This window comes from Pseudomonas sp. R4-84 (assembly GCF_054130985.1).
Genome location: NZ_CP096390.1, coordinates 5,348,868 through 5,369,453 on the forward strand (window position 1 = coordinate 5,348,868; position 20,586 = coordinate 5,369,453).

Genomic DNA, 20,586 nt, shown 5'->3' on the forward strand with positions numbered 1-20,586 from the left:
AGATCAGTCGCGCAGACTGATGACCGGCCAACCACGCTTCTGGGCCTCGGCCCGAAGGTTCGGGTCCGGGTCGACCGCCACCGGATGCGTCACCGCTTCCAGCAGCGGCAGGTCGTTCATCGAATCGCTATAAAAGTAGCTATCGTCGAGGCAATACCCAGTCTCTTCCAGCCAACGGTTCAACCGGGTCACCTTGCCCTCGCGAAAGCAGGGAATGTCGGTGCTGCGGCCACTGTAACGGCCATCGATCATCTCGCATTCGGTGGCGATCAGGGTTTCTACCCCGAGTCGCTCGGCGATCGGCGCGGTGACGAAGCGATTGGTGGCGGTGATGATCACCAGTTTGTCGCCGGCGTCACGGTGTTTCTTCAACAGCGCGATCGCTTGGGGCAATACGATAGGTTCGATGCAGTCGCGCATGTAATCGAGGTGCCACTGTGCCAGCACTTCCATCTCGGTACGACCCAGGATTTCCAGGCAAAAATTCAGGTACGCGGCGTTGTCGAGCTTACCCGCCAGGTAGTCCTGGTAGAACTCATCGTTGCGTGCCTTGTAGCTCACGGCATCGAGGAAGCCGCGTTCGCACAGGTAATCGCCCCAGGCGTGATCGCTGTCACCGCCCAGCAGCGTGTTGTCCAAGTCGAATAAAGCCAGCCGCATTGCAGTTACTCGCTGAAATATCTGAAGAAAGGCGCCCAGAATACGTACTTTTCACAAGAGTGCACATAAGCTCGGCAGTCTCGTTGCTGCTTTCACAACCTTTGTGGAACAATGCGGCGACATGCGTTTGCGAGGTTGTTGCCGTGATCGATCCCGATGGTTTCCGTCCCAATGTGGGGATCATTCTTACGAATGATGCTGGGCAGGTGCTATGGGCACGCCGTATCAATCAAGACGCCTGGCAGTTTCCCCAGGGTGGGATCAACCCCCAGGAGACGCCGGAAGAAGCTTTGTACCGTGAGTTGAATGAAGAAGTCGGGCTGGAGCGCGAAGATGTCGAAATACTCGCCTGCACCCGAGGCTGGTTGCGCTATCGTTTGCCGCAACGCCTGGTCAGGACGCACAGCCAACCACTGTGCATCGGCCAGAAGCAGAAATGGTTTCTCCTGCGCCTGATCTCCAATGAGCAGCGGGTGCGGATGGATTTGACCGGTAAACCGGAGTTCGATGGCTGGCGCTGGGTCAGTTATTGGTATCCGTTGGGCCAGGTGGTGACATTCAAGCGCGAGGTGTATCGACGCGCTCTCAAAGAGCTTGCCCCGCGCCTGCTGACGCGCGACTGACGACGGAGTTCGACCCCGAGCCATGCTCAATACGCTGCGCAAGATCGTCCAGGAAGTTAACGCCGCCAAGGATCTCAAGGCGGCGTTGGGCATTATTGTATTGCGCGTCAAAGAGGCCATGGGCAGCCAAGTCTGCTCGGTCTACCTGCTTGACCCCGAGACCAACCGTTTTGTGCTCATGGCCACCGAGGGCTTGAACAAGCGCTCCATCGGCAAGGTCAGCATGGCGCCCAATGAAGGCCTGGTCGGCCTGGTCGGCACGCGGGAAGAACCCCTGAACCTTGAAAACGCCGCGGACCACCCGCGCTACCGCTACTTCGCGGAAACGGGTGAAGAACGCTATGCGTCTTTCCTCGGCGCGCCGATCATTCACCACCGCCGCGTCGTCGGCGTGTTGGTCATCCAGCAGAAAGAGCGCCGCCAGTTCGATGAGGGTGAAGAAGCCTTCCTCGTCACCATGAGCGCGCAACTGGCCGGGGTTATCGCCCATGCCGAGGCCACCGGTTCGATCAGCGGCCTTGGCCGCCAGGGCAAGGGCATCCAGGAAGCCAAGTTCGTCGGCGTGCCAGGTTCCCCGGGCGCGGCGGTGGGCACCGCAGTGGTCATGTTGCCGCCCGCCGACCTCGATGTGGTGCCTGACAAGGCCATCGCCGACATCGACGCCGAGCTCGGGTTGTTCAAGACCGCCATCGAAGGCGTGCGGGCCGACATGCGTGCCCTTTCGGCCAAGCTGGCGACGCAGTTGCGCCCCGAAGAGCGCGCGCTGTTCGACGTTTACCTGATGATGCTTGACGATGCGTCCCTGGGCAGCGAAGTCACCACGGTCATCAAGACCGGCCAATGGGCCCAGGGCGCGTTGCGCCAGGTGGTGACCGACCACGTCAACCGTTTCGAGTTGATGGACGACGCCTACCTGCGCGAGCGCGCCTCCGACGTCAAGGACCTGGGTCGCCGGCTGCTGGCTTATTTGCAGCAAGAACGTCAGCAGACCCTGGTCTATCCCGACAACACCATCCTGGTGAGCGAGGAGTTGACCCCGGCGATGCTCGGCGAAGTGCCGGAGGGCAAGCTGGCGGGCCTGGTCTCGGTGCTCGGTTCGGGCAACTCCCACGTGGCGATCCTGGCCCGGGCGATGGGCATCCCGACGGTCATGGGCGTGGTGGACCTGCCGTACTCCAAAGTCGACGGCATCCAGATGATCGTCGACGGCTACCACGGCGAGGTCTACACCAACCCCAGCGACGTGCTGCGCAAGCAGTTCGCCGACGTGGTGGAAGAAGAAAAGCAACTGTCCCTGGGACTCGATGCGCTGAAGGACCTGCCGTGCGTGACGCTCGACGGCCACCGCATGCCGCTGTGGGTCAATACCGGCCTGCTGGCCGATGTCGCCCGGGCGCAGAAACGTGGCGCCGAGGGCGTGGGCCTGTATCGCACCGAAGTGCCGTTCATGATCAACCAGCGCTTCCCCAGCGAAAAGGAACAGCTGGCGATCTACCGCGAGCAACTGTCGGCGTTCCATCCGCAGCCGGTGACCATGCGCAGCCTGGACATTGGCGGCGACAAATCCCTGTCCTATTTCCCGATCAAGGAAGACAACCCCTTCCTCGGCTGGCGCGGCATTCGCGTGACGCTCGACCACCCGGAAATCTTCCTGGTCCAGGCGCGCGCGATGCTCAAGGCCAGCGAAGGCCTGAACAACCTGCGCATCCTGTTGCCGATGATTTCCGGCACCCATGAGCTGGAAGAAGCGCTGCACCTGATTCACCGGGCCTGGGGCGAAGTGCGCGATGAAGGCACCGACGTGCCGATGCCACCCGTCGGGGTAATGATCGAAATTCCGGCGGCGGTGTACCAGACCAAGGAACTGGCGCGGCAGGTGGACTTCCTGTCGGTAGGCTCCAACGACCTGACCCAGTATTTGCTGGCCGTGGACCGCAATAACCCTCGGGTGGCCGACCTGTACGACTACCTGCACCCGGCGGTGCTGCAGGCCCTGCAGACAGTGGTCCGTGATGCCCATGCAGAAGGCAAGCCGGTGAGCATCTGCGGCGAAATGGCCGGCGACCCGGCGGCGGCGGTGCTGCTGATGGCGATGGGCTTCGACAGCCTGTCGATGAACGCCACCAACCTGCCGAAAGTGAAGTGGATGCTGCGCCAGATCAACCTCAGCAAGGCCCAGGAACTGCTGGCGGAGCTGATGACCATCGACAATCCGCAGGTGATCCACAGCTCCTTGCAGTTGGCGCTGAAGAACCTTGGGTTGGCGCGGATGATCAATCCGGCTTCGAGCAAGACCCTCTAGGCACGAGCACCTGTGGCGAGGGAGCTTGCTCCCGCTGGGCTACGAAGTAGCCCCCGCTTTTATTGGGCGGGCTTCGCCCACCAGCGGGAGCAAGCTCCCTCGCCACGGGTTCCTTGCTGCATTCAAACGATTAGCTCCACCTCCCCCAAATGCCCCCCATGGGGCCCGAAACTGCGCTCGACCATCTGCCGCGTTCCATCGGCATGGACGATCAGCGCCGTGCTCGCCCGCGTCCCGTAGGCCGGGCTGGCGATGAAGACACTCGACAGCAGCAGTTCCGTCGCCAGCCCCACACCAGTGTCCGGCAACTCGGCCACTGGGGCCGGTTGCGGATCGCTCAACAGCGCCAGCAAGGCCTGGGGGTGCGGGTCATGCAATACCTCACTCAACGCAGCCCGGGCCTTGAGCAACTTGGGCCAAGGCGTGTTCAGCCCAGCGTTCGACAAGCCATAGACCCCTTCAGCCAACTGCTGAGGTCGGGCATCGCGTGCGTTGTAGTGCCACAGCTGCGTGCCGTCGCCAAGCAGCAGGTTGAAGCCGCCGTACTCGCCGGCACGCGGCACCACGTCGCTTAGATAATCAGCGATCGACAGATCCCCGATCAGGAACCGCGCCACCAGCTCGCCGCGAGACTTGAATGCTGGTAGCTGACCGGGGTCGCGGATGTTGGTCAGGGCCGCGAAGCGAGCACCGGCACCTACGCCAAGCCAGGTGCCGCCAGCCTCCAGGTCACGACCGGCATGGACATGGGGCGCGTCGGGCCACTGGGCCAGGGGCAAGGTCGGTCGCGCGTAGAACTCGTCGCGGTTGGCCGCGACGATCAGCGGCTGGGCGTGGCCAGGGCGCCAGGCAAATACGATCAGGCACATCAGGTTGTCCTGTTAAGAATGAAGCTGAACAACACCGCTTTTGTGGCGAGGGAGCTTGCTCCCGCTGGGCTACGAAGTAGCCCTAAAAACCTCGTTGGGTGGGCGTCGCCCACCAGCGGGAGCAAGCTCCCTCGCCACAAAGGCTATTCGTCGCATCCCCACCACTCTACCCATACATCACTGACGCATCCATCGCCTTCAGTGGAGCCGGATGCCCTCGATCCGTTACCATGCCGCTCTTATTTGCGACGGTCGAGGCAACGCTGGTGGAATTTGTGCTCTATCTGCTGCTCGGCGCCTGTGCCGGAGTGCTGGCCGGGCTGTTCGGCGTGGGGGGCGGCATGATCATCGTCCCGGTGTTGGTGTTCAGTTTTACCCTGCAGGGGTTCGATCCGCAGGTGTTGACGCACCTGGCCGTGGGCACTTCCCTGGCGTCGATCATCTTCACTTCGGTGAATGCCGTGCGCGAGCATCATCGAAAAGGGGCCGTACGCTGGCAGATCTTTACCTGGATGACCGTCGGGATCCTGATCGGTGCCGGTTTCGGCGCGATCACCGCCGAAGCGATTTCCGGTCCGCACCTGCAAAAAATCATTGGTGTGTTCGCCATGCTCGTCGCCGCGCAACTGGCCTTGGATTTCAAGCCAAAGGCCAGCCGCACGGTACCGGGCAAGGTTGGCTTGTCCCTGGCCGGCACGGTGGTCGGCTGGGCCTCGGCGATTTTTGGCATCGGTGGCGGTTCGCTGACCGTACCGTTCCTGACCTGGCGCAGCGTACCGATGCAACAAGCGGTGGCGACTTCTTCGGCCTGTGGATTGCCCATCGCCCTGGTCAGTGCGTTAAGTTTCATGATTCTGGGGTGGCAGGATCCACTGTTGCCACCCCATAGTCTCGGTTTTGTGTATTTGCCGGCGCTGCTGGGCATCGCCCTGACGAGCATGGTCTTCGCTCGCGTCGGCGCGAGGTTGGCCCACCGTTTGTCGCCGCGCTTGCTCAAGCGGCTGTTCGCCGCCTTGCTGTTCAGCGTGGGCTTGAGTTTCCTGCTCTGACACAATCCTGGCTTAATCCCGAGGTGGCAGCGTCGCCCGGGAATTTTTGACGTTCATGAGGAATGCCCATGCTGCCTTACCCGCAGATCGATCCGGTGGCCCTGGCCATCGGTCCGCTGAAAATCCACTGGTACGGCCTGATGTACCTGATCGGTATCGGTGGCGCCTGGCTGCTGGCGTCGCGGCGGCTCAACCGCTTCGACCCGACCTGGAACAAGGAAAAGCTCTCCGACCTGGTGTTCTGGTTGTCCATGGGGGTGATCGTCGGCGGACGCCTGGGCTACGTCCTGTTCTACGACCTGAGCGCCTATCTGGCCAACCCGACGTTGATATTCGAAGTCTGGAAGGGCGGCATGTCATTCCACGGTGGGTTCATCGGCGTGATGCTGGCGGCGCTGTGGTTTGGCAAGCGCAACAACAAATCGTTTTTCGAGCTGATGGACTTCGTCGCGCCGATGGTGCCGATCGGTCTGGGGGCCGGGCGCATCGGCAACTTCATCAATGCCGAGCTGTGGGGCAAGCCGACCGACGTACCGTGGGCGATGGTCTTCCCACCGTTCAGTGACCCGTCGCAGTTGCCGCGCCACCCGTCGCAGCTCTATCAATTCGCCCTCGAAGGCGTGGCACTCTTCCTGATTCTCTGGCTGTTTTCGCGCAAGCCGCGACCGACCATGGCGGTGTCGGGCATGTTCGCGCTGTTCTATGGCATCTTTCGCTTCATCGTCGAGTTCGTCCGCGTCCCGGACGCCCAGCTCGGCTATCTGGCGTGGAACTGGCTGACCATGGGCCAGGTGCTGTGCCTGCCGATGATCATTGGCGGTCTGGCGCTGATCTGGCTGGCCTATCGTCGCGCGCCGGCTGCAGTGGCCAAGGTTTAAAAATTCGAACCCCGGGGCACGGCCTCGGGTTCAAGGACACAGGTAATCCATGAAGCAATATCTCGATCTGGTGGCCCACGTCATCAAGAACGGCACCAAGCAAGCCAACCGCACCGGCGTGAACACCATCAGCTTCCCTGGCGCCATGCTGCGCTATGACCTGAAGGAAGGCTTTCCCGCCATCACCACCCGCAAGATGGCCTTCAAGTCGGCCATCGGCGAGATGTGCGGTTTCCTCCGTGGCGTGAATAACGCCGCCGAGTTCCGCGCCCTGGGCTGCAAGGTCTGGGACCAGAACGCCAACGAAAATGCCCAATGGCTGGCCAACCCATTCCGCCAGGGCGAAGACGACCTGGGCGAGATCTACGGCGTGCAATGGCGCAAATGGCCGGCGTACAAACAGATCCCCCTGAGCAACCCGGCGGCCATCGAGCAGACGCTCGTCCAGGGTTATCGCCAGATCGCCGAGGGCGAAGAAAACGGCCAGGCCTACGTGGTGCTGTACAAAGCCATCGACCAGGTTCGCCAGTGCGTCGACACCATCATCAAGGACCCGGGCAGCCGGCGCATCCTGTTCCACGGCTGGAACTGCGCCCAGCTCGATGAAATGGCATTGCCGCCGTGCCATCTGCTCTACCAGTTCCACCCGAATGTCGAGACGAAGGAAATCTCCCTGACCCTCTACATCCGCTCCAACGACCTGGGCCTGGGCACGCCATTCAACCTCACCGAGGGCGCCGCGCTGCTGAGCCTGATCGGTCGCCTGACTGGCTACACGCCGCGCTGGTTCACCTATTTCATCGGCGATGCCCACGTCTACGAAAACCACTTGGACATGCTCAACGAACAGCTCACCCGGGAGCCGTTCCCGATGCCCAAGCTGGTGATTTCCGAGCGCGTGCCGGAGTTTGCCAAGACCGGCGTGTACCAGCCGGAGTGGCTGGAACAGGTGGAGCCGAGCGATTTTTCCCTGGAAGGCTACCAGCACCATGCGCCGATGACCGCGCCGATGGCGGTCTAAAAAACAGCACCCTTCCCTGTGGGAGCGAGCCTGCTCGCGATAGCGTCCTCACATTCAATACTTATGTGACTGATCCACCGCTATCGCCAGCAGGCTCGCTCCCACATTGGTTTTCCTTGCCGCTCAATGCCCATGGCTCCTGCCTACATGGGAATGCTCCACATCCGGCGCTACCGCCCCACTGACTTCCAGCCGCTGCAAAATCCCACATTGGTCCAGATCCGGCCCTTCGCCACAGCGATGGCGCAGGTCGATCAGTTGTGCCTGCAACGCCATCAGGCCATCGATGCGGGCCTTGACGTGATGGATGTGCTCGTCGATCAGTGCATTGACGCTTTCGCACTGGTCCTGGGGGCTGTCGCGCAGGGCCAGGAGGCTGCGGATTTCTTCCAGGGTCATGTCCAAGGTGCGGCAGTTGCGGATGAACGTCAGCCGCTCGGCATGGGCCTGGGTGTAGACGCGGTAATTGCCGTCGCTGCGGGCCGGCTCCGGCAACAGGCCCTCACGTTCGTAGTAGCGGATGGTTTCCACCTGGCAATCAGTGATTTTCGCCAGTTCTCCGATTTTCATGATGCAGCCTCCGAAATAGGTGCTTGACCCTATAGTGGCTACAGGGTCTTTACTGCGCAACAGGTACTTTTCATGGACGTCCCCGATGAGCGATTCCCTTCACCTCCATAACCCCGACCACGGCCACGGCCACGGGCATTCCTGCTGTGCTGCTAAAGCAGCACCGTCGGTGGTCAACCTCGGCAAAACACCGACGGACGGTGCGCGGCTGAGCAGCTTTCGCATCCAGGCCATGGATTGCCCCACCGAGCAAACGCTGATCCAGAACAAACTCGGCAAGCTCGAAGGCGTGCAACAGCTGGAATTCAACCTGATCAACCGGGTATTGGGCGTGACCCACGACTTGCCCAGCGACACCCCGATCATCAAAGCGATCGAGTCCCTCGGAATGCAAGCCGAGGCGTTGGCCGACGGCCAGGAGGACCCCACCCACACCCCACCCGCCCCAGCCAAGCCTTGGTGGCCGTTGGCACTGTCCGGCGTGACGGCATTGGCTGCCGAGGTGATTCATTTCACCAATGCCGCGCCGAACTGGGTGGTGGCGCTGGTTGCATTGGTCTCGATTCTCAGCGGCGGCCTCGGCACCTACAAGAAGGGCTGGATTGCCCTGAAAAACCTCAACTTGAACATCAACGCCTTGATGAGCATTGCCGTGACCGGCGCCGTGCTCATCGGCCAATGGCCGGAAGCGGCGATGGTGATGTTCCTGTTTACCGTGGCCGAGCTGATCGAGGCGAAATCCCTCGACCGGGCGCGCAACGCCATCAGCGGCCTGATGCAAATGGCGCCGGAGCAAGCCACGGTGCAACAGGCCGACGGCACGTGGCAGGTAGCGGACGTAAAAACCATCGCCCTCGGCGCAAGGGTGCGGGTTCGTCCTGGCGAGCGGGTTGGGCTGGACGGTGACGTGGTCGCTGGACGCTCGACCATCGATCAGGCACCCATTACCGGTGAAAGCCTGCCGGTGGAAAAAACCGTGGGCGACAAAGTGTTCGCCGGCACGATCAACCAGGCCGGCGAGCTGGAATACACCGTGTCCGCCACTGCCAACCAATCCACCCTGGCGCGGATCATCCACGCCGTGGAGCAAGCCCAGGGTTCCCGGGCGCCGACCCAGCGTTTCGTTGATCAATTCTCGAAAATCTACACCCCGGCGGTGTTTGCCCTGGCCCTGGCCATGGCAGTCATCCCACCGCTGTTCATGGACGCGAGCTGGTTCGACTGGATCTACCGCGCACTGGTCCTGTTGGTGGTGGCCTGTCCTTGTGCGCTGGTGATTTCCACCCCGGTGACCATCGTCAGCGGCCTGGCGGCTGCGGCGCGCAAAGGCATATTGGTCAAGGGCGGCGTTTACCTTGAGGGTGGCCACAAACTCGATTATCTGGCTTTGGACAAGACCGGCACGATTACCCATGGCAAACCGGTACAGACCGATTACGTACTGCTGAACCCGACTCTGGAGACGGCGGTCCCGGCCCTGGCCGCCAGCCTCGCGGCGCGCTCAGACCATCCGGTATCCCAGGCGATTGCCGAGGCGGCTGTGGATAAAAAACAGCCGCAGCAGACTGTGGATAACTTTGCGGCGCTCCCTGGGCGCGGCGTCCGTGGCGACATCGGTGGCCAGACCTATCACCTGGGCAATCATCGCCTGGTGGAAGACCTTGGCCTCTGCTCCCCTGAGCTTGAAGAGAAGCTCTTCGCCCTAGAAAAACAAGGCAAGTCCGTGGTGCTGCTGCTCGACAGCACAAAACCCTTGGCACTGTTTGCCGTCGCCGACACCGTCAAGGATTCCAGCCGCGAAGCCATCCGGCAACTGCATGACCTGGGTATCAAGACGGTGATGCTGACCGGCGACAATGCCCACACCGCCGAAGCGATCGCCAGGCAGGTGGGCATGGATCAGGCCCGTGGCGACCTGCTGCCAGAGGACAAGCTACACGCCATCGAAGGTCTTTACGCCCAAGGCCACCGCGTCGGCATGGTCGGCGACGGCATCAACGACGCCCCGGCGCTTGCCCGCTCGGAAATCGGTTTCGCCATGGCGGCGGCCGGCACCGACACGGCCATCGAGACCGCCGACGTGGCCTTGATGGACGATGACCTGCGCAAGATTCCGGCATTCATCCGGCTGTCGCGGCAGACCTCGAGCATCCTCAAGCAGAACATCGCCCTGGCGCTGGTCATCAAGGCGATTTTCCTTGGGGTGACCTTTGCAGGGCTTGCGACCATGTGGATGGCGGTGTTTGCCGACATGGGGGTGAGTCTGCTGGTGGTGTTCAATGGGTTGCGGTTGTTGCGCAAGTAAAAATTGCGCGCTGCCGAGACCAGACACCTAACCTGTGGCGAGGGGATTTATCCCCGCTGGGCTGCGAAGCAGCCCCAAAAGGCTGCAAACCCGGTGTATCAGGTTGAATGAGGTTGTTTTCTTTGGGGCTGCGGTGCAGCCCAGCGGGGATAAATCCCCTCGCCACATCTGACAGTACTCGGCCGGCTCAATCACGCTTCGGCTCGCGGATCTTGTACCAGGCCACGTACAGCGCCGGCAGGAACAGCAGCGTCAGCAGCGTGGCGACGATGATGCCGCCGATCATCGCGTAGGCCATCGGCCCCCAGAACACTTCCCGGGCAATCGGGATCATCCCCAGGCTCGCCGCGGCAGCTGTCAGCAGGATCGGCCGGCGCCGATGCTCGGTGGCTTCCACCACGGCGTCCCACGGCTCGTAGCCGTCACGCTCATACTCATCGATCTGGGTCACCAGGATCACCGAGTTACGGATGATGATGCCGATCAGCGCGAGGATGCCCAGGATCGCCACGAAGCCCATGGGCGTGCCCGTCGGCACCAGCGCCAGCACCACGCCAATCAGGCCCAACGGCGCGACGCTCGCCACCAGAAACAGCTTCTGCACGCTGTGCAGCTGGATCATGAGGAACGTCGCCATCAAGAACAGCATCAGCGGCACAACGCTGGCGATTGGCCCTTGGGCCTTGCTGCTTTCTTCCACCGTACCGCCGGTGGCGATCTTGTAGCCCACTGGCAATTTGGCGGCGAATTTGTCGATGTCCGGTTGCAGTTGCCGCACCAGGTCCGTGGGCTGGATTTCATCGCGCACGGCGGCCTTGATGGTGATGGTGGGCTTGCGGTCGCGACGCCACACCAGCGGCTGCTCCAGCTCGTAACGCACCGTAGCGAAGGCCAGCAACGGAATCGACGTGCCGCTCGGGGTAACGATCTGCAGGTTCTGCAGGGTTTCCGGCGAGCCGCGCTCGGCGTCTTCGGCGCGCCCTACCACGTCGATCAGGTAGATATCGTCGTTGACCTGGGTCACCGGCGAGCCGCTGACGATGCTGTTCATCAGCCGGGCGACATCGTCCGAAGACAAGCCCAGTTGCCGCGCCTTGTCTTGGGCGATGTCGATGCGCAGCACTTTGCCTGGCTCGTTCCAGTCGTAGATGATTTCGCCGATGTGGGAGTTCTTGTCCAGCTCGGTGGCCAGCTCGATGGCGTGCTTGCGCACCTGGTCGATGTCCTTGCCGCTGACGCGATACTGGATCGGACGGCCCACCGGCGGGCCCATTTCCAGGGCCTGCACATAGCTGCCAATGCCGACGAAATCCTCCCGCAAGCGCTTTTGCAGACGTTCGGTCAGGGCCGCGCGCGACTCCAGGCCCTTGCTGACGATCACCAGTTGCGCGTAGTACGGATTTTGAAGCTGTTGGTCCAGCGGCAGATAGAAACGAATCGCGCCTTCGCCGATGTAAGTACTCCAGCGCGCGATATCCGGGTCATCCTTGAGGGTCGCTTCCAGGCGATCGACCGCCCTGCGCGTCTCGTCCATCGAGGCGTTCTGCGGCAGGTTGAGGTCCACCAGGATCTCTGGGCGGTCCGAGGACGGGAAGAACTGGTTCTGCACGAAGCGCATGCAGAACACCGCCAACGCAAACAGCAACACCGTGATGCCAATGGCCCACCAGCGATTGCGCATCGCCCACAACAGGCCACCGTTGAAGGCCCGACCAATGCGCCCCGGCTCGGCGCTGTGGGGTTTGATGTTGGTGCTGAGGATGTGCACGCCGATCACCGGCGCAAACAGCACCGCGACGATCCATGACACCAGCATCGCCACGGCAATCACGGCGAACAGGGTGAAGGTGTATTCGCCCGCCGAACTGGCGTTCAGGCCGATGGGCACGAAACCGGCCACGGTGACCAGGGTCCCGGTGAGCATGGGGAAGGCGGTCGAGGTATAGGCAAAGGTGGCGGCCTGGTCCTTGGTGTCGCCTTTCTCCAAGCGGGTGACCATCATCTCCACGGTGATCATTGCATCGTCCACCAGCAGGCCCAGGGCGATGATCAGCGCGCCGAGGGAGATCCGCTGCATGGTGATGCCGCTGTATTCCATGAAGACAAAAACCATCGCCAACACCAGCGGGATCGAGCAGGCCACCACCAGCCCCGCCCGGATGCCGAGGCTGATGAAACTGACGACGAGCACGATGATCACCGCCTCGAACAACGCGCTGGTGAAGCCGCCGACGGCCTCCTCCACCACTTCGGCCTGGTCCGACACCGTGTGCACGCCGACGCCCACCGGAAGGTCGGCGGTCAGTTCGTTCATGCGTGCATGCAGGGCCTTGCCGAATTCCTGGATGTTGCCGCCCTTCTTCATGGCGATGGCCAAGCCAATGGCCGGCGTGCCGTTGAAGCGGAACATCGGTGTGGCGGGGTCGACGTAGCCACGGCGGATATCGGCGATGTCGGCCAGTCGATAAAAGCGATCGTTGAGTCGCAGGTTGACGTTGGCCAGGTCCTTTTCCGATTGGAACTGGCCCGAGGTGCGCACGGAAATCCGCTCTGGCCCGGCGTCGATCACACCGGCCGGGGTCACCGCGTTCTGCGATTGCAGGCTCTGCACCACTTGGCGCTGGTCGATTCCCAGCGCCGCGAGTTTGCGGGTGGAGAAATTCAGGTACAGCACTTCGTCCTGCTCGCCGACCATTTCCACCTTGCCCAGGCCAGGCACCTCGCGGATCTCGGCACGTACTTGCTTCACGTAGTCACGCAACTGACGCATCGACAAGCCGTCGCCGGTGAAGGCGTACACCGAGCCATAGACGTCACCGAACTCGTCATTGAATCCCGGCCCTTGGAGGCCTTCCGGGAAATCGCCGCGAATGTCGTTGATCTTCTTGCGGACCTGGTACCAGATCTCGGGAATCTCTTCGGCGCCAGTGGTATCGCGCAGATAGACGAATACCGTCGATTCCCCGGGTCGGGTGTAGCTCTTCACATAATCGAGGGAGTCGAGCTCTTCGAGTTTTTTCTCGATGCGGTCCGTGACCTGCTTGAGGGTTTCTTCCTGGGTCGCGCCAGGCCAGCGCGTCTGGATGACCATGGTCTTGATGGTGAACGAGGGGTCCTCTTCGCGGCCTAGGTTCAGGTACGAAAACACGCCCATCAACAACGCGACGAACATCAGGTACCACACGAACGACTGATGCCGCAGGGCCCATTCCGATAAGTTGAAAGGCCCTTTCATCGTGCGTCCTCGTCGAGTTTCACTTTTTGCCCCGGCTGGAGACTGTTCACGCCAGCGCTGACCACGCGGTCGCCGGGCTTGATGCCGTTGGCCACCAACACCGAGCCGTCCGACCGTTCCAGCACCTGCACGTCCCGTGGCGAAACCGTCTGGTCCTGCGGGTTGATCAGCCAGATTCGCGTCTTGCCATCAACCTCTTGCAAGGCGCTGAGAGGCAGTTCGATGCGTGGCTCGATGGCCGAGCTCAGGGTCACGCTGATCGCTGTGCCCAGGCGAAATCCCGGTGGAGTATCGGTCAGCGTCAGGCGCGCGCGACGGGTGCGGGTGGCGCTCTGGGCCTGGGGCTCGATCTCGCGCACGATGGCCGTGGTGCGGGTCGCCGGGTCCAGTTGCGCGGCGACTTCGAACACCACGTCCTCGGGCAGGCGCTCGGCCAGCCCGGCGGGCAGGTCGATCACCGCTTCCTTCACGTCGGGTCGGGCCAGGGTCACTACTTGCTGGCCGGCGGTCACCACTTGCCCCGCCTCGGCATTCCAGGCCGTGACAACAGCGTCATGGTCGGTATGCAGCTCGCTGTAGTTGAGCTGATCGCGGGCTTGCTCCACCGAGGCCCGGGCCTGCTCCAGGGACGCCGCGGTGGTTTTCAGGTCCGTCTGGGCGATGTCCAGTTGCGCCTGGGCACCGACCCCTCGGTCGAATAATTGTTGCTGCCGGCGAGCGTTGGCCTGGGCATTGATGTACTGCGCCTGGATCCGCGCGAGATCGCCTTGGGCAGCGCGCAATTGGTTCTGCTGATCAGTGGGATCGAGTGTCGCGAGCAGGTCGCCCTTCTTCACCTCGGCGCCGACATCGACGTTGCGGCTGGCAATGCGGCCCGGCACCCGGAACCCCACGTTGGTCTCGTAACGCGCCTGGATATTCCCCGCGAAACGTCCCAGCGCCTGTTGGTCCAAAGCCCGGACTTCGATTGACAACACCGGTCGCACCGGCTCCGGCGGCGCCTCTTCCTTCGAACAGGCGGCCAGCAGCAGGCCGGCCAAGACCATCCATAAGCGCTTCATGGCTGGGCTCCTGTCGGGGCTTTGGCGTAATTGTTTTCGGCGACCTCAACGCGCACGCCAGGATGGAGCAGCTGCCCGCCGGCAATGATGACCTTCTCGCCGCCCTTGAGCCCGTCGCTGATGATGACCTTGCCGGTCAAGTAACGACCGACCGTGACCGTATGCAATTGCGCCTTGCCTTCGTCGTCCACCAGCCACACGGCGGGCTCGCTGAGGTTCTTGGTCAGTGCCGACCAGGGCAGTTCCACGGCCGTCTTTCCGGCGGACTTGGCCGTGGCGCTGACCACGGATCCCAGGCGCATGCCTTCAGGCAAGTCATGAAGCGTGACCTTGACCTGCACGGTGCCGGTCTCGGCGGACACCGCCGGGGTGATCTCACGCACCGTACCGGTGGTCTTGATAGCAGGGTTGTCCAGCAGACTGATGGTGATAGCCGGGTCCGACGGCGGTTCGCGCAGCAGAGATTCATAGATGTTGAACACTGCGTCACGTTCACCGTCCCTGGCCAGGCTGAAGATCGGCTCGGTGGCCTGGACCACCTGGCCGACTTCCGCCTGGCGTGCCGTGATGATGCCAGGCGCCTCGGCGATCAGCGCGGTGTAGCTCAGCTGTTCGCGAGCATTGGCCAGTTGTGCCTGGGCCGCCGTCAGCGCGCTCTGGCTACTGCGCAGTTGAGCCTGGGCCGCGTCGTATTCACTCTGGCTGGTATAGCCTTTGGGCAAGAGCTTTTGCTGGCGCACGAAGGCGGCGGCGCTCTGCTTGACCCGCGCCTGTTCGGCGGCCACCTGGGCTTCGGCGGAGTCGACGTTGGTCTGCAAGTCGCGAGGATCGAGCCGGGCCAACACTTGCCGGGCCGAGACCCGGTCACCGACGTCAACCTTGCGCTCGATGATCTTGCCGCTCACGCGAAACGAGAGGTCGGCCTGAACGCGGGCCTGGACATCGCCGGTCAGCGTCACGGAGGCCGCGTATTCGCTGGGCGTGGCTTGCTGTATGAACACCCGTGGCAAGGCTTTTTCCTCGGGTTTCTTATCACCGCACCCCGTCAACAACGCACACACGCCCAAGCCAACAATCAATTTGATTCCGGGACCAGTCATGCAGACTCCTTTGCGTTGTACCGACGTACCAGTGACGATACGACTCTGAGCTTAGAACAGGGTTCACCGAATGCACGGCAATCGGGCAGACTTGATTGCGACCACGCAAAGGAAATATGCATGCTCAAGACATTGGCGGTGGCCAACTACCGATCCATCAATAAATTGGTCATCCCGTTGGGTCGGTTGAACTTGATCACCGGCCCTAACGGCAGCGGCAAATCCAATCTGTACAGGGCCTTGCGACTGTTGGCGGAGACGGCACAGGGCGGAGTGGTAAATGCCTTGGCCCGTGAAGGCGGGCTGGATTCGACCTTCTGGGCCGGCCCCGAAGAAATCAGCCGGCGCATGCGCAACCGCGAAGTGCCAGTGCAGGCGGTCGTGCGTCAGGGCACCAAGCGCCTGCGCCTGGGATTCGCCGGTGAAGACTTCAGCTATTCGATCGCGCTCGGCCTGCCAGCGCCCAGTCAATCGGCGTTTTCACTGGACCCGGAAATCAAGCGCGAGTGCATCTGGGCCGGCCCCGTGTTCCGACCGGCCAGCCTGCTGGTGGACCGCAACGGGCCGATGGTCCGTGCCCGCGAAGGCCGTTCGTGGGATGTCCTGTCCCAGCACACCCCGACCTTCGATAGCCTGTTCGACCAGGTCGGCAGCCTGCGTGCTTCGCCGGAGGTGCTGAAAATGCGTGAATTCATCCGCCGCTGGCGCTTCTATGATCACTTTCGCAGCGACGCCGACGCCCCGGTGCGCCAACCGCAACTGGGCACACGCACACCGGTGTTGCATCACGATGGGCGCGATTTGGCCGCAGCCCTCCAGACCATTCTTGAAATCGGTGACGTCGACGCGTTGCATGGGGCCATCGGCGATGCGTTCCCCGGTGCCCATCTGCACATCGACAAGTTGCAAGGCGGACGTTTCGCCATCGCGTTCCAGCAACACGGCCTGCTACGGCCGCTGACCGCCGCCGAACTGTCGGACGGGACCCTTCGCTACCTGCTGCTAGTGGCCGCGCTGCTCACACCGCGACCGCCGTCGCTGATGGTGCTCAACGAACCGGAAACCAGCCTGCACCCCGACCTGTTGCCGGCCCTGGCGCGCTTGATCATCCGCGCTTCGGCCAGTTGCCAGGTCTGGGTCGTATCCCACGCCTCGCGCCTGATTGCCGCGCTGGAGCAGGACGAGCACTGCAATTGCATCGTGCTGGAAAAAGATTTTGGGCAGACCGGGATTGCCGGGCAGCGCGCGCTGGATGAGCCGGCGTGGCATTGGCCGGACTAGTCGGCGCCAGATAGACCGCCTTCGCGAGCAGGCTCGCTCCCACAGTAAACCTTCAGTGAACACAGAACTGTGAGCATATGAAAATCCATTGTGGAAGCGAGCTTGCTCGCGATGGCTATCGGAAGGTCATCTCAACAATCAGAGAATCACCCCTGCCACTTGCCCCCCTCGACAATCACGCTTTCCGGCCTGGTGTCATCGCTCAGTTCCTTGCGCACATATTGGTCGTACAGCTTGAGCAGGTATTTCTCTTCCCCCAGCTTCGCCAACTCGGCATTGACCCAATCACGCAGCTCGACATTGCCCTTCTTCACCGCCGGTGCGATCGGTGCTTCGGCGCCCAGTGTCTGCTCGAGCACCCGATAGCCGGGGTTCTGCTTGGCCCAACTGAACAGCACCAGATTGTCCTGGGCATAGGCATCGCCACGGCCGTTGGCCAATGCTTGCAAGGACTCGGAATTTTTCTCGAACTTGAGCAGTTTCCAATCCGGGTGATTCTTGGTCAGCCAGATATCCGCCGTCGTACCGGTCGTGACAATGGTGGTGCGGGTCGCCAGGTCACCAAGGCTTTTCACCGTGCTGGCCTGCGGCACCAGCGCCTGTACCGCGACCTTCAGATTCGGGTTGGTGAACTCCACCGCTTCCTTGCGCTCCGGGGTCACGGTCATGTTCGCCAGGATCAGGTCGACCTTGTCACTTTGCAGGAACGGAATCCGGCTCGCCGGCTCGACCGCCACAAACTCGACCTTGTTTTCATCGCCAAGCAGGTCCTTGGCAAATCGACGACCGATGTCGGTATCGAAGCCGACATACCGCCCCGCCTCGTCGACAAAACCAAACGGCGGCTTGTCCGTAAAGACGCCGACGATCAGCTTGTCCCGCGCCTTGATTTTTTCCAGGTAGCCGGCTGGCGCGCTGCTCTGGCTGGCGGTGTTCGGCTTCGGCGGTTCTTCGGTTTTATTGCAGCCGGCCAGCAGCGCAACAGCGAGCAATGGCAATAGCAGCAGAGAAGACTTGGCAGTTTTCATGACAGTTCCAGTTCCTTTGTTTGAGTCGTGTTGGGTAGTGCGGCGACGTAGGAGAACTTCTCCAGGAACTGCTGCGCTCGTGCGGTTTGCGGGTTCGTAAAGAAAATCTCGGGAGGGTTTTGTTCAAGGATGCGCCCGGCATCCATGAACACAATGCGGTCAGCCACGGCACGGGCGAACGCCATTTCGTGGGTGACGATCAGTAGGGTCATGCCTTCGCGAGCCAGGCCCTGGATGACGTCCAGCACCTCCTTGACCATTTCCGGATCGAGGGCGGCGGTGACTTCATCGAACAACATGACCTTGGGGTTCATGCACAGCGAACGCACGATGGCGATGCGTTGCTGCTGGCCGCCAGAGAGCTGGCGCGGGAAGGCATCGCGCTTGTCCAGCAGGCCCACCCGCGCCAGCAGGGCTTCGGCCTGGGCGCGCGCTTCGCGGCGGTCGCGTTTTTGCACCTTGACCGGGCCGAGCAGCACGTTGTCGAGCACGCTCATGTGCGGGAACAAGTGGTAGCTCTGGAACACCATGCCGATCTGTTGCCGCACTTCGCGCCAATCGGTGCCTTTGTCCAGCAGCTCGCGTCCGGCAAATGCCAGGCTGCCACCGTGGGCCACTTCCAGGCCGTTAAGGCAACGCAGCAAGGTACTTTTGCCGCAACCGCTGGGGCCGAGGATGACGATCACTTCGCCAGTCTTCACGTGCAGGTCGATGCCGTCGAGCACCTGCTGTTCGCCGAAAAACTTGTTGAAACCCTTGAACTCGATCAATGCGCTCATGCTTGCGTCCAGCGCCGCTCCAACACGCGCGAGGCGGCCGAGAGCGGGTAGCAGATGAAAAAGAAAAACAGGAACAGCGCGCCGTAAATCAGCACGGATTCGTAGGTACGCTCGATGATCTGCTGGCCGACCTTGATCACGTCCACCACGCCGATCAGCACGGCCAGGGAGCTGGTCTTGATGATGCGGGTGTAGACGTTGATGGTCGGCGGCGTCATGCGCCTGAGCGCTTGTGGCAGCAGCACATGGCCGTAGAGTTGCGGCCCGTTCAGCCCAATCGACAAGCCCGCCTCCCGTTGGCCCCGCGGCAGCGAATGCAAGGCGCCGCGCACCACTTCGCCGACCTCACTGGCGCCCCACAACGACAACACCAGGACGGCACACCAGAAGCTTGGAATGCTCAGGCCGAAAAAAATCGGCAGACCGAAAAACAGCAGGTACAACCAGACCAGCACCGGAATCGCCCGAAACAGCTCCAGATAGACCCGCAGGACGGCGTCCAGCCACTTCACGCCCAATGTCCGCAACACGCCATAAAGCACGCCGCCAACAGTGCTGAAGGCGATTCCCAGAAAGGAAATCGACAAGGTTCGGACGGCGCCCTCGCCCAGTTGCGGCAACGACACCCACAGCAACTCAAGACCCGAACTGGCCATGCTGGAGCCTCCTTTCCAGACGGCTGAGCAACAGCGACAGCGGCAAAAACAGCAGCACGCAGATCAGCGTCAGCACGGCGAGCATTTCGTAGGTCTTGTAGTAGAGCGCGATGTAGCTTTTGGTGGTGTAGAGAATCTCCGGCACCGCCACGGCCGAGACCACGGTGGTCTCCTTCAGCAGGAAAATGAAATTGGCGAACAGTGACGGCAGGCTGAGGATTCCGGCCTGCGGCAGGATCACGTAGCGCAGCAATTGCCCGTGGGACAGCCCGATGGAGCGACCGGACTCCAGTTGCGCCTGGGGCACAGCATCCACGCCGGCCCGCAGCACTTCCGTGAGGTAGGCGCCGCCCAGGAAGGTCATGGTGATGATCGCCGCCGCAAACCCCGAGATCTTGATGCCCAGCACCGGCAAGGCGAAATAGACGAAGAACAGCTGGATAAGCAGCGGTGTGTTGCGGGCCAGTTCCACATACAACCCCACCAGGCGTTGCAGATAAGGCGTGCGCAGCACCAGGATCGTCGCGTTGACCAGCGCCACCAGCAGCGACGTTACGATGGCGATAAGACCGACCTGCAGCGTCACGCCCACAGCCTTGAGAAACGCCGGGAGGGTGCTGAGGATAAAAGCGTAATCGAAGTTCATTGAAGATCCTGGACGCCACTGGGTAAGCGGCGGTGATGCGGTCCATGGGCAGCGGATGACTGCTCGCAGGCACTGACTTTATAGGTATAAGAAGTAGAATTTAAATACCGTTAAGGCATATTAATATCACACAAAAAACTATCTTCGGATTTGCCGGAAAGGACAAAGACGACTATTTTCCTTGCGCCGCAGGGAGGATCCTTTCGACATCCCCTCACCATTACAAGGAAGAAAAAAATGGCTGACGTGAAAGTGCCGCAGCGACTGGAACCGCAGGAAATAGTCAAATTATTGGTGGCGTTGCGCCGGGCGTTGAAGACCAGAATGGCCTGATTTTCGCCTTTGATCTTGTGGCGAGGGAGCTTGCTCCCGCTGGCCTGCGTAGCAGGCCCCCAGCCGTCCTTCATGCAGATCGCATTAGCGGGTTTTGCGACTGCTGCGCAGCCGAGCGGGAGCAAGCTCCCTCGCCACAGGTAATCCTGTCCCTGACCCAAGCAATCTTTCGAGCATAAAAAACGCCGAC

At 61.9% G+C, this 20,586-nt stretch carries 18 protein-coding genes; 7 read left to right on the top strand and 11 right to left on the bottom strand.

Features of this window, described 5'->3' with window-relative positions; all coding sequences use genetic code 11:
- Nucleotides 1-3: 3 nt before the first annotated feature.
- Entirely contained in the window at nt 4-660 is a 657-nt protein-coding gene (locus M1D68_RS24225; protein ID WP_420766465.1) for a histidinol-phosphatase, read from the bottom strand.
- Between the two features lie 143 nt (nt 661-803).
- Between M1D68_RS24225 and M1D68_RS24230 the strand changes: the two genes are divergently transcribed.
- Both M1D68_RS24230 and ptsP read left to right on the top strand, forming a co-directional pair.
- Nucleotides 804-1,283 carry an RNA pyrophosphohydrolase gene (locus tag M1D68_RS24230; RefSeq protein WP_003186867.1) on the top strand — a complete coding sequence of 160 codons (480 nt, stop codon included), beginning with the start codon at nt 804-806 and terminating at the stop codon, nt 1,281-1,283.
- Between the two features lie 22 nt (nt 1,284-1,305).
- On the top strand, nt 1,306-3,585 hold the full coding sequence (gene ptsP, locus M1D68_RS24235; protein WP_420766466.1) for a phosphoenolpyruvate--protein phosphotransferase: 2,280 nt from the start codon (nt 1,306-1,308) through the stop codon (nt 3,583-3,585).
- 122 nt (nt 3,586-3,707) lie between these two features.
- On the opposite strand, the gene M1D68_RS24240 is transcribed toward ptsP, so the two are convergent.
- Nucleotides 3,708-4,454, bottom strand: a complete 747-nt coding sequence (locus M1D68_RS24240) for an NRDE family protein (protein ID WP_457968658.1) — start codon at nt 4,452-4,454, stop codon at nt 3,708-3,710.
- Nucleotides 4,455-4,720: 266 nt separating this feature from the next.
- Between M1D68_RS24240 and M1D68_RS24245 the strand changes: the two genes are divergently transcribed.
- The 3 genes from M1D68_RS24245 to M1D68_RS24255 all read left to right on the top strand — a co-directional run bounded on the left by M1D68_RS24245 (nt 4,721) and on the right by M1D68_RS24255 (nt 7,402).
- Nucleotides 4,721-5,503, top strand: a complete 783-nt coding sequence (locus M1D68_RS24245) for a sulfite exporter TauE/SafE family protein (protein ID WP_420766509.1) — start codon at nt 4,721-4,723, stop codon at nt 5,501-5,503.
- Between the two features lie 68 nt (nt 5,504-5,571).
- On the top strand, nt 5,572-6,381 hold the full coding sequence (lgt, locus tag M1D68_RS24250) for a prolipoprotein diacylglyceryl transferase (RefSeq protein WP_434561254.1): 810 nt from the start codon (nt 5,572-5,574) through the stop codon (nt 6,379-6,381).
- 49 nt (nt 6,382-6,430) lie between these two features.
- Complete coding sequence (locus tag M1D68_RS24255) at nt 6,431-7,402, top strand: thymidylate synthase (RefSeq protein ID WP_420766469.1); 972 nt, start codon at nt 6,431-6,433, stop codon at nt 7,400-7,402.
- A gap of 123 nt (nt 7,403-7,525) precedes the next feature.
- On the opposite strand, the gene cadR is transcribed toward M1D68_RS24255, so the two are convergent.
- Nucleotides 7,526-7,972 (bottom strand): Cd(II)/Pb(II)-responsive transcriptional regulator, encoded by a 447-nt coding sequence (gene cadR / locus M1D68_RS24260; RefSeq protein ID WP_420766470.1) that lies wholly within the window; start codon nt 7,970-7,972, stop codon nt 7,526-7,528.
- Nucleotides 7,973-8,057: 85 nt separating this feature from the next.
- Between cadR and M1D68_RS24265 the strand changes: the two genes are divergently transcribed.
- Nucleotides 8,058-10,277 carry a heavy metal translocating P-type ATPase gene (locus M1D68_RS24265; RefSeq protein WP_457968660.1) on the top strand — a complete coding sequence of 740 codons (2,220 nt, stop codon included), beginning with the start codon at nt 8,058-8,060 and terminating at the stop codon, nt 10,275-10,277.
- A gap of 187 nt (nt 10,278-10,464) precedes the next feature.
- Here M1D68_RS24265 and M1D68_RS24270 read toward each other — a convergent pair whose 3' ends face one another.
- From M1D68_RS24270 to M1D68_RS24280, 3 genes are read right to left on the bottom strand one after another with little or no spacing between them, the layout of a single operon-like run.
- Nucleotides 10,465-13,512 carry an efflux RND transporter permease subunit gene (locus M1D68_RS24270; protein ID WP_457968662.1) on the bottom strand — a complete coding sequence of 1,016 codons (3,048 nt, stop codon included), beginning with the start codon at nt 13,510-13,512 and terminating at the stop codon, nt 10,465-10,467.
- Nucleotides 13,509-14,573 (bottom strand): efflux RND transporter periplasmic adaptor subunit, encoded by a 1,065-nt coding sequence (locus M1D68_RS24275; protein ID WP_434675716.1) that lies wholly within the window; start codon nt 14,571-14,573, stop codon nt 13,509-13,511. The genes M1D68_RS24270 and M1D68_RS24275 overlap by 4 nt, the downstream gene beginning before the upstream one ends.
- Complete coding sequence (locus tag M1D68_RS24280; RefSeq protein ID WP_457968664.1) at nt 14,570-15,673, bottom strand: efflux RND transporter periplasmic adaptor subunit; 1,104 nt, start codon at nt 15,671-15,673, stop codon at nt 14,570-14,572. The genes M1D68_RS24275 and M1D68_RS24280 overlap by 4 nt, the downstream gene beginning before the upstream one ends.
- Before the next feature lie 120 nt (nt 15,674-15,793).
- Between M1D68_RS24280 and M1D68_RS24285 the strand changes: the two genes are divergently transcribed.
- The gene (locus M1D68_RS24285; protein WP_457968666.1) at nt 15,794-16,954 is read left to right on the top strand and encodes an AAA family ATPase; all 1,161 of its coding nucleotides are present in this window, start codon (nt 15,794-15,796) and stop codon (nt 16,952-16,954) included.
- A 146-nt stretch (nt 16,955-17,100) separates the two neighbouring features.
- Here the strand turns inward: M1D68_RS24285 and M1D68_RS24290 are convergent, their stop codons facing one another.
- The 5 genes from M1D68_RS24290 to M1D68_RS24310 form a co-directional block, all read right to left on the bottom strand.
- Complete coding sequence (locus tag M1D68_RS24290) at nt 17,101-17,982, bottom strand: transporter substrate-binding domain-containing protein (protein ID WP_457968668.1); 882 nt, start codon at nt 17,980-17,982, stop codon at nt 17,101-17,103.
- Nucleotides 17,979-18,761, bottom strand: a complete 783-nt coding sequence (locus M1D68_RS24295; protein WP_420766477.1) for an amino acid ABC transporter ATP-binding protein — start codon at nt 18,759-18,761, stop codon at nt 17,979-17,981. Before M1D68_RS24295 ends, M1D68_RS24290 begins: the two co-directional genes overlap by 4 nt.
- Complete coding sequence (locus tag M1D68_RS24300; RefSeq protein ID WP_457968670.1) at nt 18,758-19,417, bottom strand: amino acid ABC transporter permease; 660 nt, start codon at nt 19,415-19,417, stop codon at nt 18,758-18,760. The genes M1D68_RS24295 and M1D68_RS24300 overlap by 4 nt, the downstream gene beginning before the upstream one ends.
- Complete coding sequence (locus tag M1D68_RS24305) at nt 19,398-20,063, bottom strand: amino acid ABC transporter permease (RefSeq protein ID WP_420766479.1); 666 nt, start codon at nt 20,061-20,063, stop codon at nt 19,398-19,400. The genes M1D68_RS24300 and M1D68_RS24305 overlap by 20 nt, the downstream gene beginning before the upstream one ends.
- 110 nt (nt 20,064-20,173) lie before the next feature.
- On the bottom strand, nt 20,174-20,470 hold the full coding sequence (locus tag M1D68_RS24310) for a hypothetical protein (RefSeq protein ID WP_457970807.1): 297 nt from the start codon (nt 20,468-20,470) through the stop codon (nt 20,174-20,176).
- Nucleotides 20,471-20,586 lie beyond the last annotated feature (116 nt).